Annotated in this window: 19 protein-coding genes and 7 pseudogenes; 15 read left to right on the top strand and 11 right to left on the bottom strand. The window is 70.8% G+C overall.

From position 1 onward, the window contains the following. Nucleotides 1-39: 39 nt before the first annotated feature. On the bottom strand, nucleotides 40-1,122 hold the full coding sequence (rsgA, locus tag IG74_RS0105870) for a ribosome small subunit-dependent GTPase A (RefSeq protein WP_199818791.1): 1,083 nt from the start codon (nucleotides 1,120-1,122) through the stop codon (nucleotides 40-42). A gap of 406 nt (nucleotides 1,123-1,528) precedes the next feature. Here rsgA and IG74_RS45615 point away from each other — a divergent pair, with 406 nt between their 5' ends. Beyond that, complete coding sequence (locus tag IG74_RS45615; protein ID WP_051854600.1) at nucleotides 1,529-2,077, top strand: hypothetical protein; 549 nt, start codon at nucleotides 1,529-1,531, stop codon at nucleotides 2,075-2,077. Nucleotides 2,078-2,107: 30 nt separating this feature from the next. Here IG74_RS45615 and IG74_RS0105860 read toward each other — a convergent pair whose 3' ends face one another. Beyond that, nucleotides 2,108-2,551 (bottom strand): hypothetical protein, encoded by a 444-nt coding sequence (locus IG74_RS0105860; protein WP_030670692.1) that lies wholly within the window; start codon nucleotides 2,549-2,551, stop codon nucleotides 2,108-2,110. 145 nt (nucleotides 2,552-2,696) lie between these two features. Between IG74_RS0105860 and IG74_RS0105855 the strand changes: the two genes are divergently transcribed. Next, the gene (locus tag IG74_RS0105855; RefSeq protein ID WP_234334234.1) at nucleotides 2,697-3,857 is read left to right on the top strand and encodes a serine hydrolase domain-containing protein; all 1,161 of its coding nucleotides are present in this window, start codon (nucleotides 2,697-2,699) and stop codon (nucleotides 3,855-3,857) included. Between the two features lie 90 nt (nucleotides 3,858-3,947). On the opposite strand, the gene IG74_RS50855 is transcribed toward IG74_RS0105855, so the two are convergent. Beyond that, nucleotides 3,948-4,970, bottom strand: a complete 1,023-nt coding sequence (locus IG74_RS50855) for a hypothetical protein (protein ID WP_158857475.1) — start codon at nucleotides 4,968-4,970, stop codon at nucleotides 3,948-3,950. A gap of 307 nt (nucleotides 4,971-5,277) precedes the next feature. Between IG74_RS50855 and IG74_RS0105840 the strand changes: the two genes are divergently transcribed. The 5 genes and pseudogenes from IG74_RS0105840 (at nucleotide 5,278) to IG74_RS0105820 (ending at nucleotide 10,921) form a co-directional block, all read left to right on the top strand. Next, on the top strand, nucleotides 5,278-5,718 hold the full coding sequence (locus IG74_RS0105840; protein ID WP_030670681.1) for a VOC family protein: 441 nt from the start codon (nucleotides 5,278-5,280) through the stop codon (nucleotides 5,716-5,718). Between the two features lie 548 nt (nucleotides 5,719-6,266). Continuing rightward, complete coding sequence (locus IG74_RS54650; RefSeq protein ID WP_420709859.1) at nucleotides 6,267-6,851, top strand: hypothetical protein; 585 nt, start codon at nucleotides 6,267-6,269, stop codon at nucleotides 6,849-6,851. Then, nucleotides 6,848-8,398 (top strand): annotated as a pseudogene (locus tag IG74_RS0105830) (oligopeptide/dipeptide ABC transporter ATP-binding protein); the annotation flags it as partial. The gene IG74_RS54650 and the pseudogene IG74_RS0105830, both read left to right, overlap by 4 nt. A 2-nt stretch (nucleotides 8,399-8,400) precedes the next feature. Beyond that, entirely contained in the window at nucleotides 8,401-10,077 is a 1,677-nt protein-coding gene (locus IG74_RS0105825) for an ABC transporter family substrate-binding protein (protein ID WP_030670673.1), read from the top strand. A 307-nt stretch (nucleotides 10,078-10,384) separates the two neighbouring features. Beyond that, on the top strand, nucleotides 10,385-10,921 hold the full coding sequence (locus tag IG74_RS0105820; protein ID WP_234334233.1) for a hypothetical protein: 537 nt from the start codon (nucleotides 10,385-10,387) through the stop codon (nucleotides 10,919-10,921). Nucleotides 10,922-10,984: 63 nt separating this feature from the next. Here IG74_RS0105820 and IG74_RS53240 read toward each other — a convergent pair. From IG74_RS53240 to IG74_RS0105810, 3 genes and pseudogenes are all read right to left on the bottom strand, one after another. Beyond that, nucleotides 10,985-11,191 (bottom strand): annotated as a pseudogene (locus IG74_RS53240) (IS5/IS1182 family transposase); the annotation flags it as partial. Nucleotides 11,192-11,206: 15 nt separating this feature from the next. Further along, nucleotides 11,207-12,103: a hypothetical protein gene (locus tag IG74_RS0105815; protein ID WP_158857473.1), complete on the bottom strand. Its 897-nt coding sequence runs from the start codon at nucleotides 12,101-12,103 to the stop codon at nucleotides 11,207-11,209. Next, complete coding sequence (locus tag IG74_RS0105810; RefSeq protein ID WP_158857471.1) at nucleotides 12,091-13,086, bottom strand: hypothetical protein; 996 nt, start codon at nucleotides 13,084-13,086, stop codon at nucleotides 12,091-12,093. The genes IG74_RS0105815 and IG74_RS0105810 overlap by 13 nt, the downstream gene beginning before the upstream one ends. 134 nt (nucleotides 13,087-13,220) lie before the next feature. Between IG74_RS0105810 and IG74_RS0105805 the strand changes: the two genes are divergently transcribed. Continuing rightward, the gene (locus IG74_RS0105805; protein ID WP_199818784.1) at nucleotides 13,221-13,385 is read left to right on the top strand and encodes a hypothetical protein; all 165 of its coding nucleotides are present in this window, start codon (nucleotides 13,221-13,223) and stop codon (nucleotides 13,383-13,385) included. Between the two features lie 46 nt (nucleotides 13,386-13,431). Here IG74_RS0105805 and IG74_RS0105800 read toward each other — a convergent pair whose 3' ends face one another. Further along, nucleotides 13,432-13,917 carry a MerR family transcriptional regulator gene (locus tag IG74_RS0105800; RefSeq protein ID WP_051854598.1) on the bottom strand — a complete coding sequence of 162 codons (486 nt, stop codon included), beginning with the start codon at nucleotides 13,915-13,917 and terminating at the stop codon, nucleotides 13,432-13,434. Between the two features lie 93 nt (nucleotides 13,918-14,010). Between IG74_RS0105800 and IG74_RS0105795 the strand changes: the two genes are divergently transcribed. Both IG74_RS0105795 and IG74_RS0105790 read left to right on the top strand, forming a co-directional pair. After that, complete coding sequence (locus tag IG74_RS0105795; protein WP_030670650.1) at nucleotides 14,011-14,838, top strand: oxidoreductase; 828 nt, start codon at nucleotides 14,011-14,013, stop codon at nucleotides 14,836-14,838. 129 nt (nucleotides 14,839-14,967) lie between these two features. Next, nucleotides 14,968-15,231: an EthD domain-containing protein gene (locus tag IG74_RS0105790; protein ID WP_078868610.1), complete on the top strand. Its 264-nt coding sequence runs from the start codon at nucleotides 14,968-14,970 to the stop codon at nucleotides 15,229-15,231. Nucleotides 15,232-15,293: 62 nt separating this feature from the next. Here IG74_RS0105790 and IG74_RS45600 read toward each other — a convergent pair. Beyond that, nucleotides 15,294-15,924: pseudogene (locus tag IG74_RS45600) on the bottom strand (SDR family oxidoreductase); the annotation flags it as partial. On the opposite strand from IG74_RS45600, the pseudogene IG74_RS49165 reads away from it, so the two are divergent. After that, a pseudogene (locus tag IG74_RS49165) lies at nucleotides 15,923-16,048 on the top strand (transcriptional regulator); the annotation flags it as partial. The pseudogenes IG74_RS45600 and IG74_RS49165 sit on opposite strands and share 2 nt — an antisense overlap. 120 nt (nucleotides 16,049-16,168) lie before the next feature. Here IG74_RS49165 and IG74_RS54645 read toward each other — a convergent pair. Further along, a pseudogene (locus tag IG74_RS54645) lies at nucleotides 16,169-16,804 on the bottom strand (Kelch repeat-containing protein); the annotation flags it as partial. A gap of 21 nt (nucleotides 16,805-16,825) precedes the next feature. Beyond that, nucleotides 16,826-17,041 (bottom strand): tautomerase family protein, encoded by a 216-nt coding sequence (locus IG74_RS0105770; RefSeq protein ID WP_030670641.1) that lies wholly within the window; start codon nucleotides 17,039-17,041, stop codon nucleotides 16,826-16,828. A 151-nt stretch (nucleotides 17,042-17,192) separates the two neighbouring features. Between IG74_RS0105770 and IG74_RS0105765 the strand changes: the two genes are divergently transcribed. Continuing rightward, a complete protein-coding gene (locus IG74_RS0105765; RefSeq protein ID WP_030670638.1) occupies nucleotides 17,193-18,065 on the top strand; it encodes a helix-turn-helix transcriptional regulator in 873 nt (290 codons plus the stop codon). Between the two features lie 158 nt (nucleotides 18,066-18,223). Here IG74_RS0105765 and IG74_RS53230 read toward each other — a convergent pair. Then, nucleotides 18,224-18,343 (bottom strand): annotated as a pseudogene (locus IG74_RS53230) (sigma factor); the annotation flags it as partial. Between IG74_RS53230 and IG74_RS53225 the strand changes: the two are divergent. From IG74_RS53225 to IG74_RS49150, 3 genes and pseudogenes are all read left to right on the top strand, one after another. Then, nucleotides 18,313-18,711: a sigma factor-like helix-turn-helix DNA-binding protein gene (locus IG74_RS53225; protein ID WP_420709858.1), complete on the top strand. Its 399-nt coding sequence runs from the start codon at nucleotides 18,313-18,315 to the stop codon at nucleotides 18,709-18,711. The pseudogene IG74_RS53230 and the gene IG74_RS53225 sit on opposite strands and share 31 nt — an antisense overlap. After that, a complete protein-coding gene (locus IG74_RS0105760; RefSeq protein ID WP_030670634.1) occupies nucleotides 18,708-19,628 on the top strand; it encodes a CU044_5270 family protein in 921 nt (306 codons plus the stop codon). Before IG74_RS53225 ends, IG74_RS0105760 begins: the two co-directional genes overlap by 4 nt. Next, a pseudogene (locus IG74_RS49150) lies at nucleotides 19,628-20,467 on the top strand (IS5 family transposase). The gene IG74_RS0105760 and the pseudogene IG74_RS49150 overlap by 1 nt, the downstream one beginning before the upstream one ends. Nucleotides 20,468-20,478: the final 11 nt, after the last annotated feature.

The following is a 20,478-nucleotide window of genomic DNA, read 5'->3' as shown; positions in this document are numbered from 1 at the left end:
GGTGGCGGTCCCCTGGCTCGGGGCGCCGGTGGCACCGGTTTACTGCTGCTGGTCGAAGAAGCGCCGGGTGGCCCGCTGATGACGGGTGATCGACTTGTGGAATTCCGATCGTTTGCCGGTGGGCCGCGCCGTTTCACGGGCGGCGGCCCAGGCGCTCTCGCGCTGCAGCTTGCGGTAGCCCGCCAGGCGGCGTTCACTCAACTGTCCGCTGGCGATGGCGTCTTGGACGGCACACCCCGGCTCGGAGGCATGGGTGCAGTCGCGGAAGGCGCAGCCCTGCGCGAGCTCGTGGATCTCGGCGAACACCTGCTCCACGCCGTCGGCGGCGCCCTGGAGGCCGATGCCGCGCAGACCGGGGGTGTCGATCAGGACGCCCCCGCCGGGCAGGACCAGCAGCTCGCGGTGGACGGTGGTGTGCCGCCCCTTGCCGTCCGCCGCCCGCACCGCGCCGGTGTCCATGCGGTCCTGACCCAACAGGGCGTTGGCCAGCGTGGACTTGCCCGCGCCGGAGGGGCCCAGCAGGACCGTCGTACCGGTGACGGTGGCGGCCAGGACGTCCAGGCCCTCGCCCGTCGCGGAACTGGTGGCGACGATGTCGACGCCCGGCGCGAGGCCGGTGACCTCGGCATGGGCGGCGGCGCTGTCGTCGGCCAGGTCCAGCTTGGTGAGGGCGACGACGGGGCGCGCGCCGCTGTCCCAGGCGAGGGCGAGCAGGCGCTCGATCCGGCCCGCCTTGAGGACGTCGGCCAGGGAGACCGCGACCACGACGGTGTCGACGTTCGCGGCGAGGACCTGCCCGCGGGAGGTGCGGTCGGCGCCTGCCCGGGTGATCGCGCCGCGCCGGGGCAGCAGTGCGATCAGATCGGGCTCCGGGCCCGGACGCAAGGCCGCCCAGTCACCGGTGCACACGGTGTGCGCCGCATCGCTGTGCGGCAGGCCGCGGCTCGCGGCCCGTACGGGACCGGAGGCGGTCAGGACGTCACAGCGGCCGCGGTCCACGCGCACCACACGGGCCGGGACCAGACCGGCCGCGGCGTGCTCGGTGAACAGCGCGTCGAACGAGGCGTCCCAGCCCAGCGCGGACAGCGCCGACGACGGGGACGGAAAAGAGGATGAAATCAGGGAATGCACGTGGAACCCTTGCGAGAAGGGACCCCATCAGAACGCGGGAACATCCACCGTGCGAGCGGGATCGCTCACAGCACGGATGGAAGGAATACGACGGTCAGACCGGGGCCCGGGACGTGAGGATGGTCCGGCGGGCGCTGCGCACGGCAGCGGTCTTCACCGCAGTCATCAACCTCACCCCCCTCTCACTCAAACCGGGTCAAACGCGAACGAAAATAATCTTAGCACACCGCCTTTGCGGCCCCGAAGTGCCCGGCGGCGGGTGGGTCACTGCGAGAGCGGTCCGGGGCGGGTTGCGTCCCGGCTGGGTTGCGTCCCGGCTGAACCCGTTCGAGTGGCGGCGGCGTTCGTGCGGGTGTCGTGACGGCCCGTCCGCGAAGGACTCTGCCGGAGTGATGAGATGGAACTCGACCGTCTGCTTCCCGCCTACGACCTTCGCTCCCGGTTCGCCCGGCGGATCGCGGCGGACCCGGCGACCGTGTGGCGGGCACTGACCGAGGTCACCGTCGGGGAACTGCCTGTGTACCGGACGCTGATGCGGCTGCGCCTGGGTGGCAGGGGCCGGGTCGAGGGGCCGTTCGTCGACAGTTTCCCCACGCCCACCTTGGTCACGGTGGACGGTGAGGAACTGGTCAAGGGCATGGTCGCCCGCTTCTGGAAGGCCCGCCCCCAGCCCGCCCCGGTCACCCCGGGGGACGCGGCGGCCTTCATCGCGTTCGACGAGCCTGGCTGGGCCAAAGCGGCGCTGAGCCTGCGCGTCGTCCCCGACGCCGGGGGCTCCCTCCTGTCGTTCGAGACCCGGGTGCACTCCACCCACGCCCGTGCCCGACGCGCCTTCCGGGTCTACTGGCTGCTCATCCAGCTGGGCGGGGCGGCGTACATCAGGATCGAGGTACTGCGCGCGGTGGCCCGTCGCGCCGAACGCGCCACCACCTCAAGCCGCCCGTAGACGGTGGGGGTACGCGCACCACGTACGTTCTCAAGGGGTTCCCTCCACCGTCTGCTCCTCCTGGACGGTCGTCGTGGCGATCGCCGTCGCGCCGCCCATGCACAGGGCAGCCGTCACCACGCCGACGGCCGCGAGCCGCAAGCGCGGTCGGCGTCGCCGTACGGGCCGCTCCGGGACAGGTGCGGCGGGTGGCCGTGCGCCCATCGCGAGTTCCCGGCGGGCGGTCACCCACCGCCGGGTGTCGTCGGCGTCGAGGCCGCACGCGACGACGAAGGCGACGAGAACGGCTTCACGGGGCAGGCGGTCCCGGCGGAGCATGGTCGCCGCCGTTGAGTACGGCAGCACTTCACCCGCCGCGGCCGCCGCGCGCTCCAACTCCCGGTAGCTGAGGCCCGACCAGGCCTTGAGGCGTCGCAACTCGCTCATGAACGCGGCCTCTCCTGCGGTGTGGGTCGGCACGGGCGGTGACGTCATGGGGGTATCCCTCCGGTTCTGGTGTGCGCCGCTGACCTGCGCGTACAGCAACTCGCACAAGCTCGAACAGCCCATCTGTTGAATGAGCCCGGGAGCGGCGGTCAGCCTCGGCCTCACATCTGTCGTCGATGCCTTGGAGGCATGCGTGGGTCGCCTCGGTTCCCTCGTGCTGTTGCTCGTACTCGCACTCGTCGGGTGCTCGGACGTCCACACCGTGGCCGGAACAGGGACCGGCGGCGGGAAGACGGGAAAGGCGTCGGCGCGGGGAGAGCCGATCGACCCGGCCGTCGACCGTTACCTCGACGGGGCGCTCCCCAAGGGGACGGGCAAGGGGCCGGGCATCACCATGGCCGCCGCCCGTGGGGGCAAGCTAACCCACTGTGCAGGGCGCGGACTGTCCGACCGCGCGGAGAAGACCCCTGCGGCCTGCGACACCGTGTACGACGTCATGTCGATCACGAAGCAGTTCACCGCCGCCGCGATCCTGAAGCTGGAGATGAGCGGCAAGCTCCGGGTGAGCGACCCGATCGGCATGCATCTCGGGCGCATACCCGAGGACAAGAGGGCCATCACCGTGCACCATCTCCTGACGCACACGGCGGGCCTGCCCGATTCGCTCGGCGACGACTACGACCCGCTGTCGCGCGCGGAGTTGCTGACCGGGGCGATGAAGGCCCGCCTGCGGTCGGCTCCCGGCAAGGAGTTCCGCTACTCGAACGTCGGCTACGGCCTGCTGGCCGCGATCATCGAGAAGGTCTCCGGCCAGAGCTACGAACGCTTCCTGGCCGAGCGCTTGTTCCGCCCTGCCGGGATGACCCGCACCGGCTACGTGCTGCCCGACTGGGAGCGCGCGCAGGTCGCCGTCGAGTACGACCGGCACGGGCGCCCGCAGGGGCGGCCGACCGACCACCCGTGGGCGGCCGACGGGCCGCACTGGAACCTGCGCGGCAACGGCGGGATGCTCTCCACCGCCCGGGACATGTTCCGCTGGCACCGCGCCCTCACCGGTGAGAGCGTCCTGTCCGCCGCCGCGAAGCGGAAGCTGTTCGCGCCACACGTACGAGTGCCCGAGCTGGACGGGGCCTACGGCTACGGCTGGGTCATCATCGACTCCGATGACGGCCGGGTCGCCTGGCACGACGGGGGCAACGACTGGTCACTGGCGACGGTCACGGAGTTCCGCCGCGACGCGACCTGGGTGTTCTGGGTGAGCAACCACGCCTACCGGCAGGGGAAGTGGAATCTTCAGGACGATCAGCTGAAGGTGACCAAGGGCATCGCCGAGCGGGTGCGGCACCCTGCCTGACGGGACCGGGCTGCCTGCGCGGCGCTGGTGGCGGCCGGGCCGTTCGGGGTCCGCGGAGTCCGGCCGCCACCGGGGGTGTGCGTGGCCGGGTCAGGGGACGGTCGGGCCGGTGGTGCCGTCGAGGGCGGTGATGTCGCCGGTGATGGTTCCGTTGTTGCCCAGGCCGGCGGCGCCGCCGGGGCGTCCCGGGCCGCCGTTGCCTCCCTGGACGGTACCGGCGGCAAGGGTGGGGCCGGTGACGACGAGCTGATCGTTGGTGCCGTGGCCTCCGTCGCCGCCCTCCGAGCCCTGGTGGCCGGCCCTGCCGCCGTTGCCGCCGCGGATGTCCACGGTCCCGGTGACCTCGGTGCCTCCGTCGATGCCGTGGCCGCCGTTACCACCTTCGCCGGAGGCGCTGGCGTGCCCGCCCGACCCGCCGGTGATCACTGCCCGGTTGTCCGGGTTGCCGAGCAGGTAGATGCCGCTGTTGTTCCCGTCACCACCCGCTCCGCCGTCGGCGTCCCAGTTGCCGGGCGACATTCCATTGCCGCCGCGACCGCCGCCGGCGGTGACGGTGCCCTGGGCGGTGATTGTGCCGTCGTTGCCGATGCCGCCGGCGCCGCCGTCTCCCCTGCGGAGTCCTCCCTCGCCTCCGCTGCCGCCGATGACGGTGATGGTGTCGGTGCCGCCTCCGCCGATGATGGTCCGGTTGTTGCCGTCCCCGCCGTTGCCGCCGTCGTCGGTCACGGCTCCGCTGTCACCGCTGCCGCCTCTGACGAAGATGTTGTCGTCGCCGGGGCCGCCGTCGATGGTCCCGTTGTTGCCGATCTGGCCGTTGCCACCCACGGTGCCCGACGCGGGCTCTCCCTGGACGATGATGGTGTCGTTCCCGGCCCCGGTCTCGATGGCAGTGCCGCGGGCGACGCCTTCGTAGCAGCGGATCGTGTCGTCCCCGCTGGTGCCGCTGATCGTCGACCCCGACACCTCGACGGAGTTGACGATGCAGCTGATCGATGCGGCCGATGCCTGGCCGGGTGAGGCAATGACCAGGCCGCATGCGGCAGCCAGGGCGGCGGTGGCGGAAAGCGCGGCTCTCCACGACACAGAGCTGACGGACGGACGGTGTACGGACATCGGATCCTCCCCGAGACGGCAGACCTGCGGGCAGGATCACCAGGAGTACCGCCCGCGCGACCGGGTTCACCCCGAGCGCGCGATGATCTCTCCCCTGTGAGCGTCCGCCTACTCCGGCGGTGAGCACACTGGCTGGAGGCGACCGGCTCCTTGGTGGCGCCTGGCCCGCGGGTCTGCTGTGGGCGCGCCGAAGCGCGATCTAGATTCTTCGGAGATCGGCTGTCCGCGGATGTCGAAAAGGTGACACCGGCTCCGTCCCAGGGACAGCGGCCGCCACCGACCGCACGAGGAAGAGGGAGAGATCAGCATGGCGATTCAGCGGATGGACAACGTCGGCATCGTCGTCGAGGACATGGACGCCGCCATCGCGTTCTTCGTGGAACTCGGCATGGAGCTGGAGGGCAGGGGGGAGGTCGAGGGCCTCTTCGCCGACCGGTGCACCGGACTCGACGGCGTCCGCTGTGACATCGCGATGCTCCGGACCCCGGACGGGCACAGCCGGCTCGAGCTGGCGAAATACCACAGCCCCGCGGCGATCAGCGCCGGGCCGCGCAACCGGCCGCACAACGTCCTGGGCACGCACCGCGTCATGTTCGCCGTCGACGACATCGAGGACACCGTGGCCCGCCTCCGCCCGCACGGTGCCGAACTAGTCGGCGAGATCGCCCGGTTCGAGGACAGCTACCTGCTCTGCTACCTCCGCGGCCCGGCGGGCATCGTCGTCGGACTCGCCGAGCAACTGCACTGAGACTCATCGAAGCCCTCAGAGTCCCTGCACGGACACCTCCTCGGCCGTGGGCACACACCATGTGTGCTGATTCGGGACCAAGGTCCCGAGAGAAGGGACCTTCAGCGACAGTTGATCAAATCCGACCCGGGAAGAAGCGGATTGATCGATGATCAACTGTCATGGCGTCAAAGAGCTCTCGGGAAAAGCGCTTTGGGCGCCGCTGGGAGGTTGCTGTGCCTGTACCGGAACCCAAAGCCACCGAGAAGCAGCCCGTGGCCGAGACAGGGATCTGTCCGGACGGGACGGCCGCGGAGGCCAGAAGAGCGGCCGGTGTGGGCGGCAGGTCCGCAAAGATCGACGCGCTCGTCGTGCGGAAGCACCACAACTCGATCCCCATGGACCTCCTCTTCCGGGACGCCGAACCGGCGAAACAGCCCCCGCGACAGAAGCCCACTCCGGCCCCGCCTCCGGTCGGCACCACCAAGACGCGCCGACTCGTACCTCCTCCTCGGCTCGAAAGGGAGCTCTTCGAGCGGTGCGGGTCCGCTTGTTCCGGATGGTGGGCAGTGCTCGTCGCGCTCCTCGCGGTCGCCGGGGCAGGCGTGTTGCTCTGGTCCGGCGGGCTCCTGCCGGTACGCCTTACCGAGTTGCTGCGGCTGCCCGAGCACTCTGCGGACGGGCTCGCCGACTGGCAGTGGGCCGCCGTCGGCGGCTGCGGAGCCATCGCGCTGCTCGCTCTCGGCGGGCTCACCCAGGGCCGGGTCGGCTCCGCCTGGGTCCTGTCACTGTTCGGACGCTACCGGGGCACCGTCCGGCGCACCGGCCTGATGTGGATCAGCCCGCTGATGCCGCGCCGCCGCATCGACGTACGGCTGCGGCACTGGCGCAGCGACCTGACGCTCGGGGTCGTGGCGACCGTGCTCAGCGAGACCACGCTGTCGTTCCTCGGCTTCGGCGTCCAGACCCCGGACGTCTCCCTCGGCACGATGCTCGCCGACGGGGCGGCCACCATCACCAGCGCTCCCTGGCTCTTCGCCTTTCCCGCGGGTCTCGTCGTCCTGCTCACCGTGTCGATGACCTTCATCGGCGACGGCCTTCGCGACGCCCTCGACCCCACCTCTGTGACCGGCGCGGCGGGAGGCCGACGATGACACTCACCACTCCCCTGCGCGACAGGGTCTCCTCCACCGGCGCCACCCCCGTGCTCTCCGTACGGGACCTGCGGGTCTCCTTCCCCTCGGAGGCCGGGCCCGTCGAAGCGGTGCGCGGCGTCAGCTTCGACCTGCTGCCGGGCCGGACCCTCGGCATCGTCGGCGAGTCCGGCTCGGGCAAGTCGGCCACCGCGATGGGCGTCATGGGCCTGCTGCCGCCCACCGCCGACCTCGGCGGTCAGGTCCTGCTCGGCGGTCAGGACCTGACCGGCCTCGACGACCGGGCGCTCTCGCGCGTACGGGGCAACTCCATCGGCATGGTCTTCCAGGACCCCCTGTCCGCGCTCACCCCCATCTTCTCCGTGGGCAGGCTGCTCTCCGACGCGCTGCGGGTCCATCAGGACCTGTCCAAGAAGGCGGCCTGGGAGCAGGCCGTCGAACTGCTCGACCTCGTCGGCATCCCCGAGCCCCGCAGCCGGGCCTCGGCCTTCCCCCACCAGTTCTCCGGCGGCATGCGCCAGCGCGTGGTCATCGCCCTGGCGATCGCCAACCGGCCGAGCGTGCTCGTCGCCGACGAGCCCACCACCGCGCTCGACGTCACCATGCAGGCGCAGATCCTCGACGTCCTGCGCCTCGCGCAGCGGGAGACCGGCGCCGGGCTCGTACTCATCACTCATGACCTCGGCGTCGTGGCAGGCCACGCGGACGACGTCGCCGTCATGTACGCGGGCCGCTTCGTGGAGAAGACGGACGTGCACGCGCTGTTCCGGCGGCCGACGATGCCGTACACCGCGCGGCTCCTGGCCGCGGTGCCGACCGTGGACGGCGGGGTCCGCCGCCCCCTCGTCCCCATCGGCGGCGAGCCGCCCGCCCTGTCGGGTCTGCCGGACGGCTGCCCCTTCGCGAGCCGGTGCGCCGTCGCGCTCGACGCGTGCCGCTCCGAGGAGCCGGAGCTGCGCCATGTCACGGGGCACGGAGACGTGGCCTGCCTGCGCGCGGCCGAGATGGCCGAGGGGACGCTGGATCCCGCCGGTGACGCCGCGCCCGTCGCCCCCATCGCCGCCCCCGTCGACCCCGCCACCCCGGGCGTCGTGCCCGTCGACCGGCAGGTGGACACGGGCCGCTCCGAGGGCGGCGAGGTGGTGCTGCGCGTCGAGGACCTCGTCAAGACCTTCCCCGTCACCAAGGGCGCGTTCATCAAGCGCCGGGTCGGCACGCTGCACGCGGTCAACCGGGTCAGCTTCGAGCTGCGTACCGGAGACACCCTCGGCCTGGTCGGCGAGTCGGGCAGCGGCAAGACGACGACGCTGATGGAGATCCTGCGGCTCCGACGGCCGGAGGGCGGCCGCATCGAGATCGCGGGAAGGGAGATCGGGGCGACGGGCACGGATGCCAACGCCTCGGTCGACACCACCGCCACGGGCTCCCGCAGGCGCGTACGCACCCTGCGGCACGACGTACAGATCGTCATGCAGGACCCCATGGGCGCCCTGGACCCGCGGCTTCCCGTCCACCAGCTGCTCGCCGAACCCCTGCAAGCCGTCGGCACATGCGTGCCAAACTCGCCCTGTCCGCCGCTCTGGTGACCGCCATCTCCGTCACCGCCACCGCGTGCCAGTCCTCGTCCGGAGACGGCGCCGCGGGCACGAAGAACACGCCGTCCTCCGCTTCGGGAGCCGCCGACTACAACCCGACGGCGTACGACAAGCTCAAGGACGGCGGAACCTACACGACGGCGGGGACCTTTGACGACCAGGGCAACCCGTTCAACGTCACCTCCACGCTGACGGCGACCCGGGTGTGGAGCTGGTACAACGCGAACGCGATCACGTTCTCGCCGACCGGTGAGGTGCAGTACAACCCGGACTACTTCAGCGATGTGAAGGTGTCCGTCAAGGGCGGCAACCAGAAGGTCGTCCTGACGATCAACAAGAAGGCCGCCTTCAACGACGGCACGCCGATCGACTGGACCGCGATCCAGGCCACATGGAAGGCCAACAACGGTGCCGACAAGGCCTACGCGGCCACCACCACGGCCGGCTACGACCAGATCACCGACGTCGCACGGGGCAAGGACGACAAGCAGGCCGTCATCACCTTCAAGGGCGTCTACGCCTCCTGGCCGAGCCTGTTCTACACGTTCCTGCACCCCAAGGCCGCGAAGGTCGACGTCTTCAACAAGGGCTACGTGAAGAAGGCGCACCCCGAGTGGGGCGCGGGCCCGTACACGGTCGGCAAGTGGGACACCCACTCGGGCAACCTCACCTTCGTCCGCAACCCGAAGTGGTGGGGCAAGAAGGGCAAGCTCGACAAGCGCGTCTACGTGAACCTGGAGTCGACGGCGGCGGTCAACGCCTTCAAGAACGGTCAGCTCGACTACGTCTCCGCGGTCGACGCGGAGAGCCTGAAGCAGGTCAAGGGGCTCAAGGGCACGGAGATCCGCAGCGGCGGCAGCCCGTTCGAGTACTCGCTCCGTTTCAACACCAAGTCGTCGGTCCTCGGCGACAAGGCGGTGCGCAAGGCGATCCAGGAGAGCATCGACCGCAGCCAGCTCGCGAAGATCCAGTTCCAGGGCCTGGACCACAAGGAACCGCTGCCCGGCTCGGCCCTGTTCTACAGCTTCCAGAAGAGCTATGAGGACAACGTCTCGGCCGTCCTGAAGTACAGCCCCGACCAGGCGAAGAAGGAGCTCGACGCGGCGGGCTGGAAGCCCGGGAGCGACGGGGTCCGGGAGAAGGGCGGCAAGAGGCTCGAGGTCGGTTACCCGCTGATGGGCGACGAACCGCTGGCCAAGGCCACCGCCGGGGCCCTTGCCGCGATGCTGAAGCCGGTCGGTGTGCGTCTCGTCATCAAGAAGGCCGCCGACTCGGACTTCTCCAGCATCCTCAACGAGCGGAAGTTCGACCTCGTCGTCTCGGGCAACCGCTCCATGGACCCCTTCGGGGCCCGTTCCCTGTGCGAGATCTACTGCTCGGACCGTGAGTCCAACCTCACCGGAGCCGGGTCCCCGGCCCTGGACAAGGAGATCCGCGCGACGGCCGACATCCCCGGCCTGGACGAGCAGGCGACGGCAGCGAACAAGGTCGAGCAGAAGGCCCTCCGGAACTACGCCCTGCTCCCGCTGTTCAGCGGCCCGTCGACGTACAGCGTCAAGAAGGACCTGGCGAACGTGGGCGCGACCATGTTCTACAGCCCGCTGCCGGAGACGGTGGGCTGGGAGAAGTAGCCTCCCCCAGACCCGCGGGGGCGCAGCGGCCTGCGGCACCACTGTCAAGAAGTGATCTTGAGCCTTCGTTCCTGGTAAATCAGCCGCTGCCGGTCATGCGTGCAGTTCCGTTGCTACGTTCTGCCCGTCGTGACAGCGGCATGAGCCGCCGTCCTTGCAGGGAGGGTATGCAATGAGCATCGGAGAACGGCAGTCGAGGCCGCGTGGTGTGCCAGGGCGGGCGCAGAGCTGTGAACCGGCCGACGCCTTCCGCGGGGTGCGGAGAAGACGTACCGGACTGGCGGTCGCCAGAAGCAGAATCGCGGCGGTGATCGGAGCGATCGCGCTGATCGCCGCCGCGATGCTCGCCGGTACGGCGGGCACGGCCGCCGCTACGGAACGGGGGCCGCAGGCCGCGGCAGCCGTGTGGGCCTGCTCCGGGACGCCCGTTCCGGCCGGGTACGTCATCACCGACTTCAACCGCGACCTCTGCGACGGCCGGGGTGCGTGGTACCACCAGCCCGCCAGTGACGGCATATGGGCCTGCTCGGGCTCACCCATCGTGCCCGGGTACGTCCTCACCAACTACAACAGGGACCTCTGCAACGGCAAGAGCGCCTGGTACCACGAACTGGCCAGTGACGGCGTATGGGCCTGCTCCGGGTCACCCGTCGCGCCCGGGTACGTCCTCACCAACTACAACAACGACCTCTGCAACGGCAAGAGTGCCTGGTACCACTCACGGGCCTATTCCGGCGCATGGGTCTGCACGGGCTCACCCATCCCGCCCGGCTACCGCACCACCACCAGCAACAACCGGGACCTCTGCAACGGCAAGGGCGCGTGGTACCTGGTGCGCGTCTGACCGACCCCGACCGCGTGGGCCGGAGGCACCGCGCACCCCGCGGCGCCTCCGGTGCGTGAACCGGGCAGGTGGCCTGCCGCCTCGGCTGCCGCGACGCAACCGGTGTCTGTGCTGAGCCGCCGCAAGGGGGATCACCACGCGGAAGCCGTGCTTGCGCAGGTGTTCACGGATCGCGCGGGACGGGTACGCCTTGTCAGCCCGTACTGCCTCCGGACGGGTGCGGGGCCGACCGCAGCGGCGTGCGACACGCGGGCGGGCCCCGCCGGCCGGTGGGACTCCCCTCGCTCACCCGGTGTCGTGCGGCTGTCGCCAGAAGATGCAGGCGCCGGGGCGGTCGGGGCAGTCGGGTATGCGCATGACGTTCTCGTCGACGCTGTCCCGCATGGCGAGGACGACGGTGAGTGCGCTGAGGACCACGAACGCGGCGGTGGTGAGGATCAGGCTCCACCGGTTGAAGCGCCGCACCCAGCCCTCCGTCGCGCCCTGGGTGATCCGCACCCAGGTCAGGGCGGCGACCCCGGCGGACGCGCAGGCGTACAGGAGCCCGATGATCTGGAGGGTGTCGATGGTGACGGTCATGATGTTCCAGCGGACTTCGGTGCCGGGCTTGTAGGCCGGGTTGCCCTCGGCGAAGTCCGTGGACAGATAGCCCGGTCGTACGGTGAACCCGCGCACGTGCAGGCCCTCGGCGGCCAGGTCCGGGACGATGCCGGAGTGCGCGGCGTCCACGGTGGCCGTGGTGTCGTCGGGGCTGGTGTACCCGGCACCGATGACCAGCTGCAGGGTCTGGTGGTCGAAGGGGTACCGGGCCATCGACCAGGTCTTGTTGAAGGTGCCGGTCACCTTGACCGCCCGCCAGTGACCGGCGGGTGTGGTCTCCTTGCGTACCAGGGACTTCTTCAGCTCGGTGCCGTTGACGGTCCACAGGAAGTCGGCGGGGCCGACACGGCGGTTCTCGTCGCACAGCGACCACAGGACGAACGTGGCCGTGAAGTTGTCACGCGAAAGGTCGATGTCCCTCAACTCGCGTACGTGGATGCCGTACCGGCAGCGTTGACGGCCCGGGTCCGAGGCGGCCGGTTGCGCCGACAGGAACAGCGTGCCCAAGGGCAGCAGGACCAGGACTCCCAACGCGACGGCGATCCGGGTGGCCTGCCGCCGGGGGAACCTCACAGCCACCATCCCCCGTAGACGAAGACCGCGGCGTTGAACAGCACGTAGAGGGCGACGGCTGCGAGGCCGAGCTTTCGGTTGAGCTGCTTCAGGCGCAGTACGTGTTCCATCCGCGTGACCTTCTGCCAGCAGGCGACGGTGGCGGCGACCGCGACGATGACGAAGGCGAGGCCCGCGATGTGCAGCACGTCGGACAGGCCGAGGCCGGACGTGCCGAGCTGGGAGTGGGTCACCTGCATGTTGATGACGACGGCGAACAGGCCCGAGCCCGCGAGCCCCAGGCGGGCAAGCATCACATCGCTGTCGCGCGAGGTCGTCAGGAAGGTGATGGCGGTGAAGGCCACCGCGATGTAGAGCGGCGAGATGGCCGTGAGGAACCCCGCGTAGTGGGCTCGTCGGAGGTGGACGGAGGCGAGGAGACCGGAGTGGCGCCGACCGGCCGCGGAGTCGTCGGCAGGGTTGCCCAGGGCGGTGGGGTAGGTCACCGCGGCCGGAGCGACCTCGAACCCGGTCATGGCGTAGTCACCCAGGTTGATGTCGGGCAGGACGAGCGAGCCCTCGCGGTCCACGGTGAAGGCCTGCTCGCGCTCGGGGCGGACCAGGTGGAAGCGGATGTCGAGCCGGTGGCGGTCGAAGGGGAAGTCGTCGACCTCCCAGCCGTGGTGGAAGGTGGCGGTCGCGGTGAGGATGGTCCAGCGCTCCCCGTCGACCGTCCGGGACTCCAGGGCCTCCTCCGCCACCTCCTCCGTGTCGCTGAAGTCCAGGGAGGTGAGCGGGTCGAGCCCGTGCTCGCCGCGGCAGGTCGTCCACAGGTCGAACTTGGCGGAGAAGGACTCGTTGCCGGGGCTGAGGTTGTACAGGTTGGAGACGAGGATCCCGACCGTGCGCCGGGGCCGCGGCGCCGCGGCCCGTGCCCCGCCCGCCCCGAGGAGCGGGAGCAGCGCGGCGGCCAGCACGACGGTCAGCACGGCGGCCGCCCGAAACCGGCGCACCCGGCCCTCTCCTCCTGCTCGGCCCGAGGCGCGTCAGTCCGCATCGGCGTCCCGGTGCCGCTCTTCCGCGGGCTCGCTCCAAGGGGGCGGCCCCAGCAGCCAGTTTGGGCGACCCGGACAAGGCCGCGGTCGCGGTGCTGCGCATCGTAGCGGCCGACCAGCCGCCGACGCGCCTGCTGCTCGGCAACGACGCGCTTCGGCTCGTCCGGGCCGGACGCGACGCCTTCGAGCGCGACATGCTGGCGTGGGCCGAGCTCTCGGCCTCCACCGACTTCGACGACGTCGGCCGGACCGCCTGACGTCACCCGCTGTCGGGGCCCCGGCGCGGGGACCCGACAGCGGCGGTCATCTCGAACTGGCCCGCGCCGAGGGCGGGTCCTCTTCCACGGCCCGCGGCTGGCATTCCTGGTGAGTGCCAGCCTGCGCGGCGGCCGGGTGGGACGGATTCCACAGCCGATCGGCTTCGCCGCGGGCGACATGATCCTCGTAGATCCGTACCTTGAACCGCATCACGTCCAGGGCGTCCTGCAACTCGCGGATCTGCGCCTCCACGTGGCTCTCGTGTCGGCGCAGGAGGTCAAGGCGCTGGTGTTCGTTGCCCGGGCCCTGGCGGACCAGCTCGATGTACTCCCGGATCATCGCGAGGGACATGCCGGACGAGCGCAGCTTCGTGCAGATGGCCAGCCACTCCAGGTCTTCCTCGTGGTAGATCCGGCGGCCGTTGGACAGGCGGCGCACCGGGTTGGCGAACAGGCCCTCCCGCTCGTAGAACCGCAGCGCGTGCACGCTCAACCCGCTGCGTTGTGCCACCTCGCCGATGCTCAGGTCCATGAACGTCCCTCCCCCAGGTCGTTGATCTAGACACGACTCTAGGTTCTAGCGTCGAGCTGTGGGCCCGTCGGGCCACCTGAAGAGGGGGAGAACATGAGCGTTTGGTTCGTCACCGGGGCATCGCGTGGGCTCGGCGCGGAGATCACCCGGGAGGCGCTGGACCGAGGACACCGCGTGATCGCCACGGCGAGGGACGCGTCGGCGGTGCTCCGGGTGCATCCGCAGGAGCCGGACGGACTCCTCGCGGTGCAGGCGGACGTGACCGAGCCGCAGCAGCTGACGGCCGCGGTGGAGGCCGGTCTGGCGGAGTTCGGCCGGATCGACGTCGTGGCCAACAACGCCGGCTACGGCCTCGTGGGCGCGATCGAGGAGGTCCCCGACAAGGCCGCCCGCGCCCTGTTCGACGTCAACGTCTTCGGCGTACTCAACACGCTGCGGGCTACCCTGCCGACCTTGCGCGCCCAACGCTCCGGGCACGTCCTGAACATCGGCTCCGTGGGCGGCTTCGCCACCGCACCGGCGGTGGGCCTGTACGGGGCGTCGAAGTTCGCCCTCGAAGGCATCACCGAGGCACTGCACGGCGAGCTGGCCCCGCTCGGCGTCCGCGTCACCATCGTCGAACCGGGCGGCTTCCGCACCGACTTCCTCAGCAGCCTGAGCATCCACACCGAACCGGCCTCCATCACCGACTACGCCATCGGCGCCGGGCCGGTACGAGAGGCAATGGCCCAGAACGACGGCCGCCAGCAAGGCGACCCTGCGAAGGCGGCCAAGGCCATCGTCGACATCACCGAGGCCCCCGAGCCCCCGCTGCGCCTGCAACTGGGCGCGGACGCGGTCGAACGCATCGAGGCCAAGCTGGACCTGGTACGACGCGAACTCGACCAATGGCGCCACGTGGCACTCTCCACCGGGGCCTGAGCGGCCGCCAGCGTGCCGCAGCGGTCCCGAGGTCCCGGTCGGCTGCGGGCTACTGCGGGCCACTCAGGACGATCCAGGCACTTGCCCCCAAGCGCAGCACGGTGCGTGCTGTACTGAACGCACAAGCATCTGCCGCTGATCGCGAGCGTGGTGGACAGAGCGGTACCGGTCCGGCGCCATCTCCTGCTCTTCCCCACCGGCGACGAGATCCCCGGCTTGCCGAGCACCTACTACGACAGTGTCGTCCAGGTCTGGTTCGATGACCTCTCCGACGCGACCAGCTGGTTCACGTCCGAGGTCTTCACCACGACCGTCGCCGTCGACGAGGAGAACTTCCTCGACCGCTCCCAGACCCGCTTCCTCTACACCACCGAAACCCCGATCACAGGCTGAGCGGAGCAGTCCCGCGGGGTGCGGATGTCCGCCACCGGAAGGGCAGGGGAGGTCAGGTCAGGTCAGCTCTGGGCGGTGGGCCGGACGACGATCAAGTTCACGCCGACCGCGACAGGCTGTTCGATCGCGAAGGCGATGGCCCGGGCGATCGCGTCGGGCGGGATCGCGATGCGGTCCCTCATCTTCGTGATCTCTGCTCTGACCTGGCTGTTGGTTGACACCTTGGCGAAGTCGGTCGCAGTCGCACCGGGTGAGACGGTGGTCACCCGCGGGGAGTCACCGGCCTCCTGGCGCAGTCCTTCACAGATGGCCCGGACCGCGAACTTGATGTCGGCGTAGACCGCCATGGTCGGCACGATGCGAAACGCGGCCGTGGAAGCGGTGGTGATGAAGTGGCCGGTGCCCCGCGCCCGGAAGACCGGCGGCGCGGCGCCGATCCCGTGCAGCACGCCCTTCACGTTGACGTCGACCATTTGGCTCCACTCGTCGACACGGAGATCATCGAGAGGCGAGAGGCGAGATCGTGCCGACTCCGGCGTTGCTGACGAGTACGTCGAGTCGGCCGCATCGCTCTCCGGCCAGCGCGAACAGGGCCTGTAGGTCGTCCCGTCGGGTCACGTCGGTGCGGATCTGCACGGCAGCGCCACCCGCCTTCTCGATCCGGGCCACCAGCTCCGCGAGCCGCTCCGACCTTCAGCTTGCCGGTCACGCGCCCGCGGCCGAAGCCAAGGAAGGCGATCTGCTCACGGCCGAGGTGTGTGCCGTCCCCCTGCTGCTCCAGCCGAACCCGGCGTACATCATCGGCAGCAACTACGACGATGTGACCGGTGAGTGAAGGAGGAGGTCGCTGGCAGCATCGGCGCTCACGGCACGGCGGAGGAGTGCCGCCGAGGGCGATAGCCGTCGTGAATGTCGACCGGGGCACCGGCATCGGAGGCAGGCGGTGCCAGCGGTCGCGCGCGGTGTCGTACGCCTCCGTGTCGGGGAAGACGCCGTGCGACCGGTCAGCCGGGTTGCCCTCGCCACCGAAGGTGTAGATCACCGAGCCGACAGCGGCCGCGGCAATCCCACCACGTGGCGTCGGCATCGGAGCCCGGTGGCCCCAGCTGCGGGTACGCAGGTCGAGGGCGAAGACGTCGCCGCGGATGTGATCCTGTCCCCGATCGCGGCCGCCCACCACGTACAGGACGGATCCGACGACGGCGCCGCCCGCGTGGTCGCGGGCCCCGGGCAGACGAGGCAGCAGTTCCCAGCAGCCGGTGGTGAGGTCGTACGACGACACGGGGTCCACGGTGTCCTGTACGCCGCCGGGCCCGGCGGGGAGAGGAGTGAGCGGCGTCCACCGGTCGGCGCGCGGGTCGTACGCGTACGTGTCGCCCAGGGCCTGCCAGGGCGTGCCACCGGTCAGGCCGCCTCGGCGGTCGGGTGGATGCCGCCGATCACGTACGCCTTGCCCTCCAGAGCCGCGGCGCCGGGCGTGGCCGGGCTCGTAGTGGAGCGCGGCAGCTGGGGGAGCCAGGGGCAGCGCGGCCAGGAGTGCCGCGCCCCCGCTCAGGACAGCGCGTCTGCGCATGTCGCTGTCTCCTAGCGGGCGTCAACCGGTGGCCGTCTGCTGGAGCTTGGCGAGCGTGAGGACCTCGCCGCCGACGCCCCAGCCACCGTCGGGTACCTCCTCGACCAGGACCATGGTGGTGGCGCGGGCACGTTCGCCGTAGAGGTCGACGTACAGCTCGGTGGCGGCGGTGACGATCCGCTCCATCTGCTCGGTGGTCAAGGTCCCGGCGGGGACCTTGAAGTTCGCGAACGGCATGACGTGCTCCCTGACGCAGGATTCGGAAGTTCGGAAGTGCTGGCTACGTGAACCACGGTCGGCGAACGCCGCACCGCGAGCCAGGGCTGTGTCCACCCTGGGGTTGCCGGCCCCTGGCACGGCCGGTGCCACACGGTTGAGGATGGGCGGCGTGGACCTTCCCGAACTCGCCGCGTTCCTCAAGTCCCGGCGCGCCCGCATCCGGCCGCGCGACGTGGGCCTGCCTGACGGGCCACGGCGCCGCGTGCCCGGCCTGCGCCGCGAAGAGGTGGCCCAGCTGGCCGGGCTCTCCGCCGACTACTACACGGAGTTGGAACGCGGCAGTGGCGTCCAGCCCTCCGACCAGACCCTGGCCTCGCTCGCCCGCGCGCTGCGGCTCAGCGGCGACGAGCGTGACCACCTGTTCCACCTCGCCGACCGACGCATACCACCCGCCGCGCACGGCCCGACCGCCCATGTACAGCCCGGTCTGCTCAGCCTCCTCGACCGGCTCACCACCACACCCGCCCTGGTCATCACCGACCTGCACGAGACCCTGGTGCAGAACGAGTTGGCCACCGCCCTGTTCGGTCCGCCCCCGGCGGCCCGTGGCCCTGCGGCCAGCTTCTTGTACCGCTGGTTCACCGATCCCGCGTCGCGCACGATCTATCCGCACGAGGACCACCCGCACCACTCCGAGGTCTTCGTCGCCGACCTGCGGGCCGTCGCCGCCCGCCGCGGGCGTGACGTCGAGGTCACCCGGATGGTGGCCGAACTGCGCCGCCGCAGTGCCGAGTTCACCGCCCTGTGGGACACCCGGGACGTCGCCTTGCGCAGGGCCGACCACAAACGCATCGTGCACCCCGGCCTCGGCGTGATCGAGCTGGACTGCCACAGCCTGTTCAGCGAGGACGGCCACCAGCGGATGCTCTGGCTCACCGCTCCCCCCGGCACGGACGGCGCCGCCCGCCTTGAGCTGCTGTCCGTCATCGGAGCGCAGGACATGACACCAACCGCCCGGCCGCGCACGGACGGATACGTTTGATCAGCAGGTGCTGGGCGGCTTCCCTGCTGTCCCGTCATCCCGCACAGCGCCTCGGCGAGGGACGGCGCGTCCACAGGGGCTGCGGCGGCGTTGTTCACTCGGGTGACCGGTCGATGGCCGCCGGGCCCGCCGTGCCGGGCCTGTGCGGCGAAGCCGTCGTCGTCCAGCAGTTTCTCCCGCAGCCGCCAGGCCTCCAGGAAGGTCAGCGAGACCACGTCCTCGGCCTGGCCCGGATCACCGAGCCACCGTGCGGCGTGAGCGTGCATGGCCTGCGCATGCTGCCGGAAGAGATGGGCGAACGCCTGGGCGTCACCGGCTCGTACGGCTCGCCGCCGCCACGGCTGCCCTGCGACAGCTGCGTCCCCGCGAGCGCGAGGTCTTCGCGCTGTGCGTCTGGTCCGAGCTGAGCTACGCCGACGCCGCCGCGGCCCTGCGGGTGCCGGTCAGCACGGTGCGCTCCCGGCTCGCCCGCGCCCGGCAGCGCCTGCGGCGGCTGGCCGAGAGCGAACTGACGCGCCGTACCGGAGCACCGGCCGGAGGGAACACGACCGTGATCGAAGGAAGAACGAGACGCCTCCCCGCCCGCGGACAGGAACCGGATGACCGAGCCGCGACGGCCCGGTCAGCACAGGAGAGAGACCGATGAATCCCACAGAACGCCAGGAGCTGGCCGGGCTGCTGCCCAACCCGGGCGCCCCGGTCCTGTCGAGCGACCGGATGACGCTGATGGAGGCCCATCTCATGCAGGAGATCACCGAGGAAGCCCCCGCCTCCACCCCAGGCCCGGCCGGATCCGGCCGGGTCCCGCCCCGGCGGCTGCGGCGGTCGATGGTGGCCCTGCTGGCCGTACCCGTCACCGCCGCCGCGGTTCTCGCCACCGTCCTCACCGTCGGCGGCGACGGCCCGGCCAGGCCCGCCACCGACTCGGAAGCCGTCGCGCTCCTTGACCGCATCGCCACCGTCACCGCCGCCAAGAACGCTCCCTCCGTACGGGACGACCAGTACGTCTACACCCTCATCCAGGGCACCGACGACCTGACGGACAAGGGACTGGACACCTTCCGTCGCGCGGACTGGCGCGCCGTCGACGGCCGGCGTGAGGGGCTCGCCCGTACCACCGTCCTGTCCGGCCCCTCCGGAAAGGGCACCACGGACATGCGGCTCCAGGCCGACCCGAACGCCACCACTTACCGTGAGCTGCAGGCCCTGCCCACCGACCCCGGCGCGCTGTACGACAAGGTCTGGTCGGAGACCGAGGGCCAGGGGCCCACCCATGAGGAAGCTGCCCTGGAAATGATCGGCAGCATGCTCGAGGGGGCCACCCTGCTGCCCGACGTGGGCGCCACCCTCTACCGTGCCGCCGCCCGGATCCCGGGCATCACCGTGGTCGGCGACGCCGAGGACGCGTCCGGCCGTTCCGGCGTGGGACTCGCCTTCGGCGACGGCGAGGACCGGCAGGTCTGGGTCTTCGAAGACAAGCGCCTCGCCTACCTCGGCTCGAACGACGTCGCCCTCCTCGACGTCGGCGTGGTCGACCGGCTGGGGCAGACTCCGGCCGGCTGATCGCCCGTACGGCGCCGTGGTCGCGCCGCCGGGATCTCACGGACGAGCAGCGGGCGGTGCTGGAGCCGTTGCTGCCGAAGAGGTTGAAGGCGGGGCGGCCGCCCGTCCGGTCCCGGCGGCAGTTGACCGACGGCGTACGGTTCCGAGTCCGGACCGGCGTTCCGTGGCGGGACGTGCCCGTCGAGTACGGACCGTGGGGACGGGCCCACGATCTCTTCCGCAGGTGGTCTTCCGCCGGTGGCAGCGGCACGGAACCTAGCACCGGATCCTCACCCGGCTCCCGTCCCTGGCCGACGCGGCGGGTGCGATCGTCTGGGACCTGAGCGTCGACTCCACGGTCTGCCGTGCCCACCAGCACGCGGCCGGAGCCCGAAGGAAGGGCGACCTGCAGAAGGACCCACCAGGCGGTGTCCATGAAGAGCCCGGAGATCACGGACTGGGACGGTCGCGCGGCGGGTTCACCACCAAACTGCACCTGGCCGTCGAACGGGGCCAGAAGCCCATGTCGATCGTGGTGACCGCCGGGCAGCGCGGGGACTCGCCGCAGTTCGCACCCGTCCTGGCAAAGGTCCGTGTGCCCCGCATCGGCCCGGTCCGGCCCCGCGTCCGCCCCGACCGCGTACGGACTGACAAGGCGTACGCCTCCCCCCCCAAGAACCGTGCCTATCTGCGCCGCCGCAGAAGCCGACTACCGCAAGCGTCACGCGGTCGAACGCACCATCAACGCGCTCAAGAACTCCCGGGCGGTCGCGCCGAGATACGACAAGAGGGCCCACATCCTTCACGGCACCGTCACCGTCGCAGCCATTCGGCTCTGGCTCCGGCCCCTATCGGAGTGAAGGAGCTGGCA

The organism is Streptomyces sp. NRRL B-1347 (assembly GCF_000720325.1).
In the GTDB taxonomy this organism is placed as follows: Bacteria; Actinomycetota; Actinomycetes; order Streptomycetales; family Streptomycetaceae; genus Streptomyces.
Note: the sequence above shows the minus strand (reverse complement) of the source record. Positions and strands in the feature narration are given on the sequence as shown.

Coding starts and splice junctions, on each gene's coding strand:
- IG74_RS0105800 (WP_051854598.1), bottom strand. CDS start 13,917: ATGGACCTGAGCATCGGCGAGGTGGCACAACGCAGCGGGTTGAGCGTG.
- IG74_RS0105760 (WP_030670634.1), top strand. CDS start 18,708: ATGAATCCCACAGAACGCCAGGAGCTGGCCGGGCTGCTGCCCAACCCG.
- IG74_RS0105860 (WP_030670692.1), bottom strand. CDS start 2,551: ATGACGTCACCGCCCGTGCCGACCCACACCGCAGGAGAGGCCGCGTTC.
- IG74_RS0105795 (WP_030670650.1), top strand. CDS start 14,011: ATGAGCGTTTGGTTCGTCACCGGGGCATCGCGTGGGCTCGGCGCGGAG.
- IG74_RS0105815 (WP_158857473.1), bottom strand. CDS start 12,103: ATGGTGGCTGTGAGGTTCCCCCGGCGGCAGGCCACCCGGATCGCCGTC.
- IG74_RS0105770 (WP_030670641.1), bottom strand. CDS start 17,041: ATGCCGTTCGCGAACTTCAAGGTCCCCGCCGGGACCTTGACCACCGAG.
- IG74_RS0105840 (WP_030670681.1), top strand. CDS start 5,278: ATGGCGATTCAGCGGATGGACAACGTCGGCATCGTCGTCGAGGACATG.
- IG74_RS45615 (WP_051854600.1), top strand. CDS start 1,529: ATGGAACTCGACCGTCTGCTTCCCGCCTACGACCTTCGCTCCCGGTTC.
- IG74_RS0105825 (WP_030670673.1), top strand. CDS start 8,401: ATGCGTGCCAAACTCGCCCTGTCCGCCGCTCTGGTGACCGCCATCTCC.
- IG74_RS50855 (WP_158857475.1), bottom strand. CDS start 4,970: ATGTCCGTACACCGTCCGTCCGTCAGCTCTGTGTCGTGGAGAGCCGCG.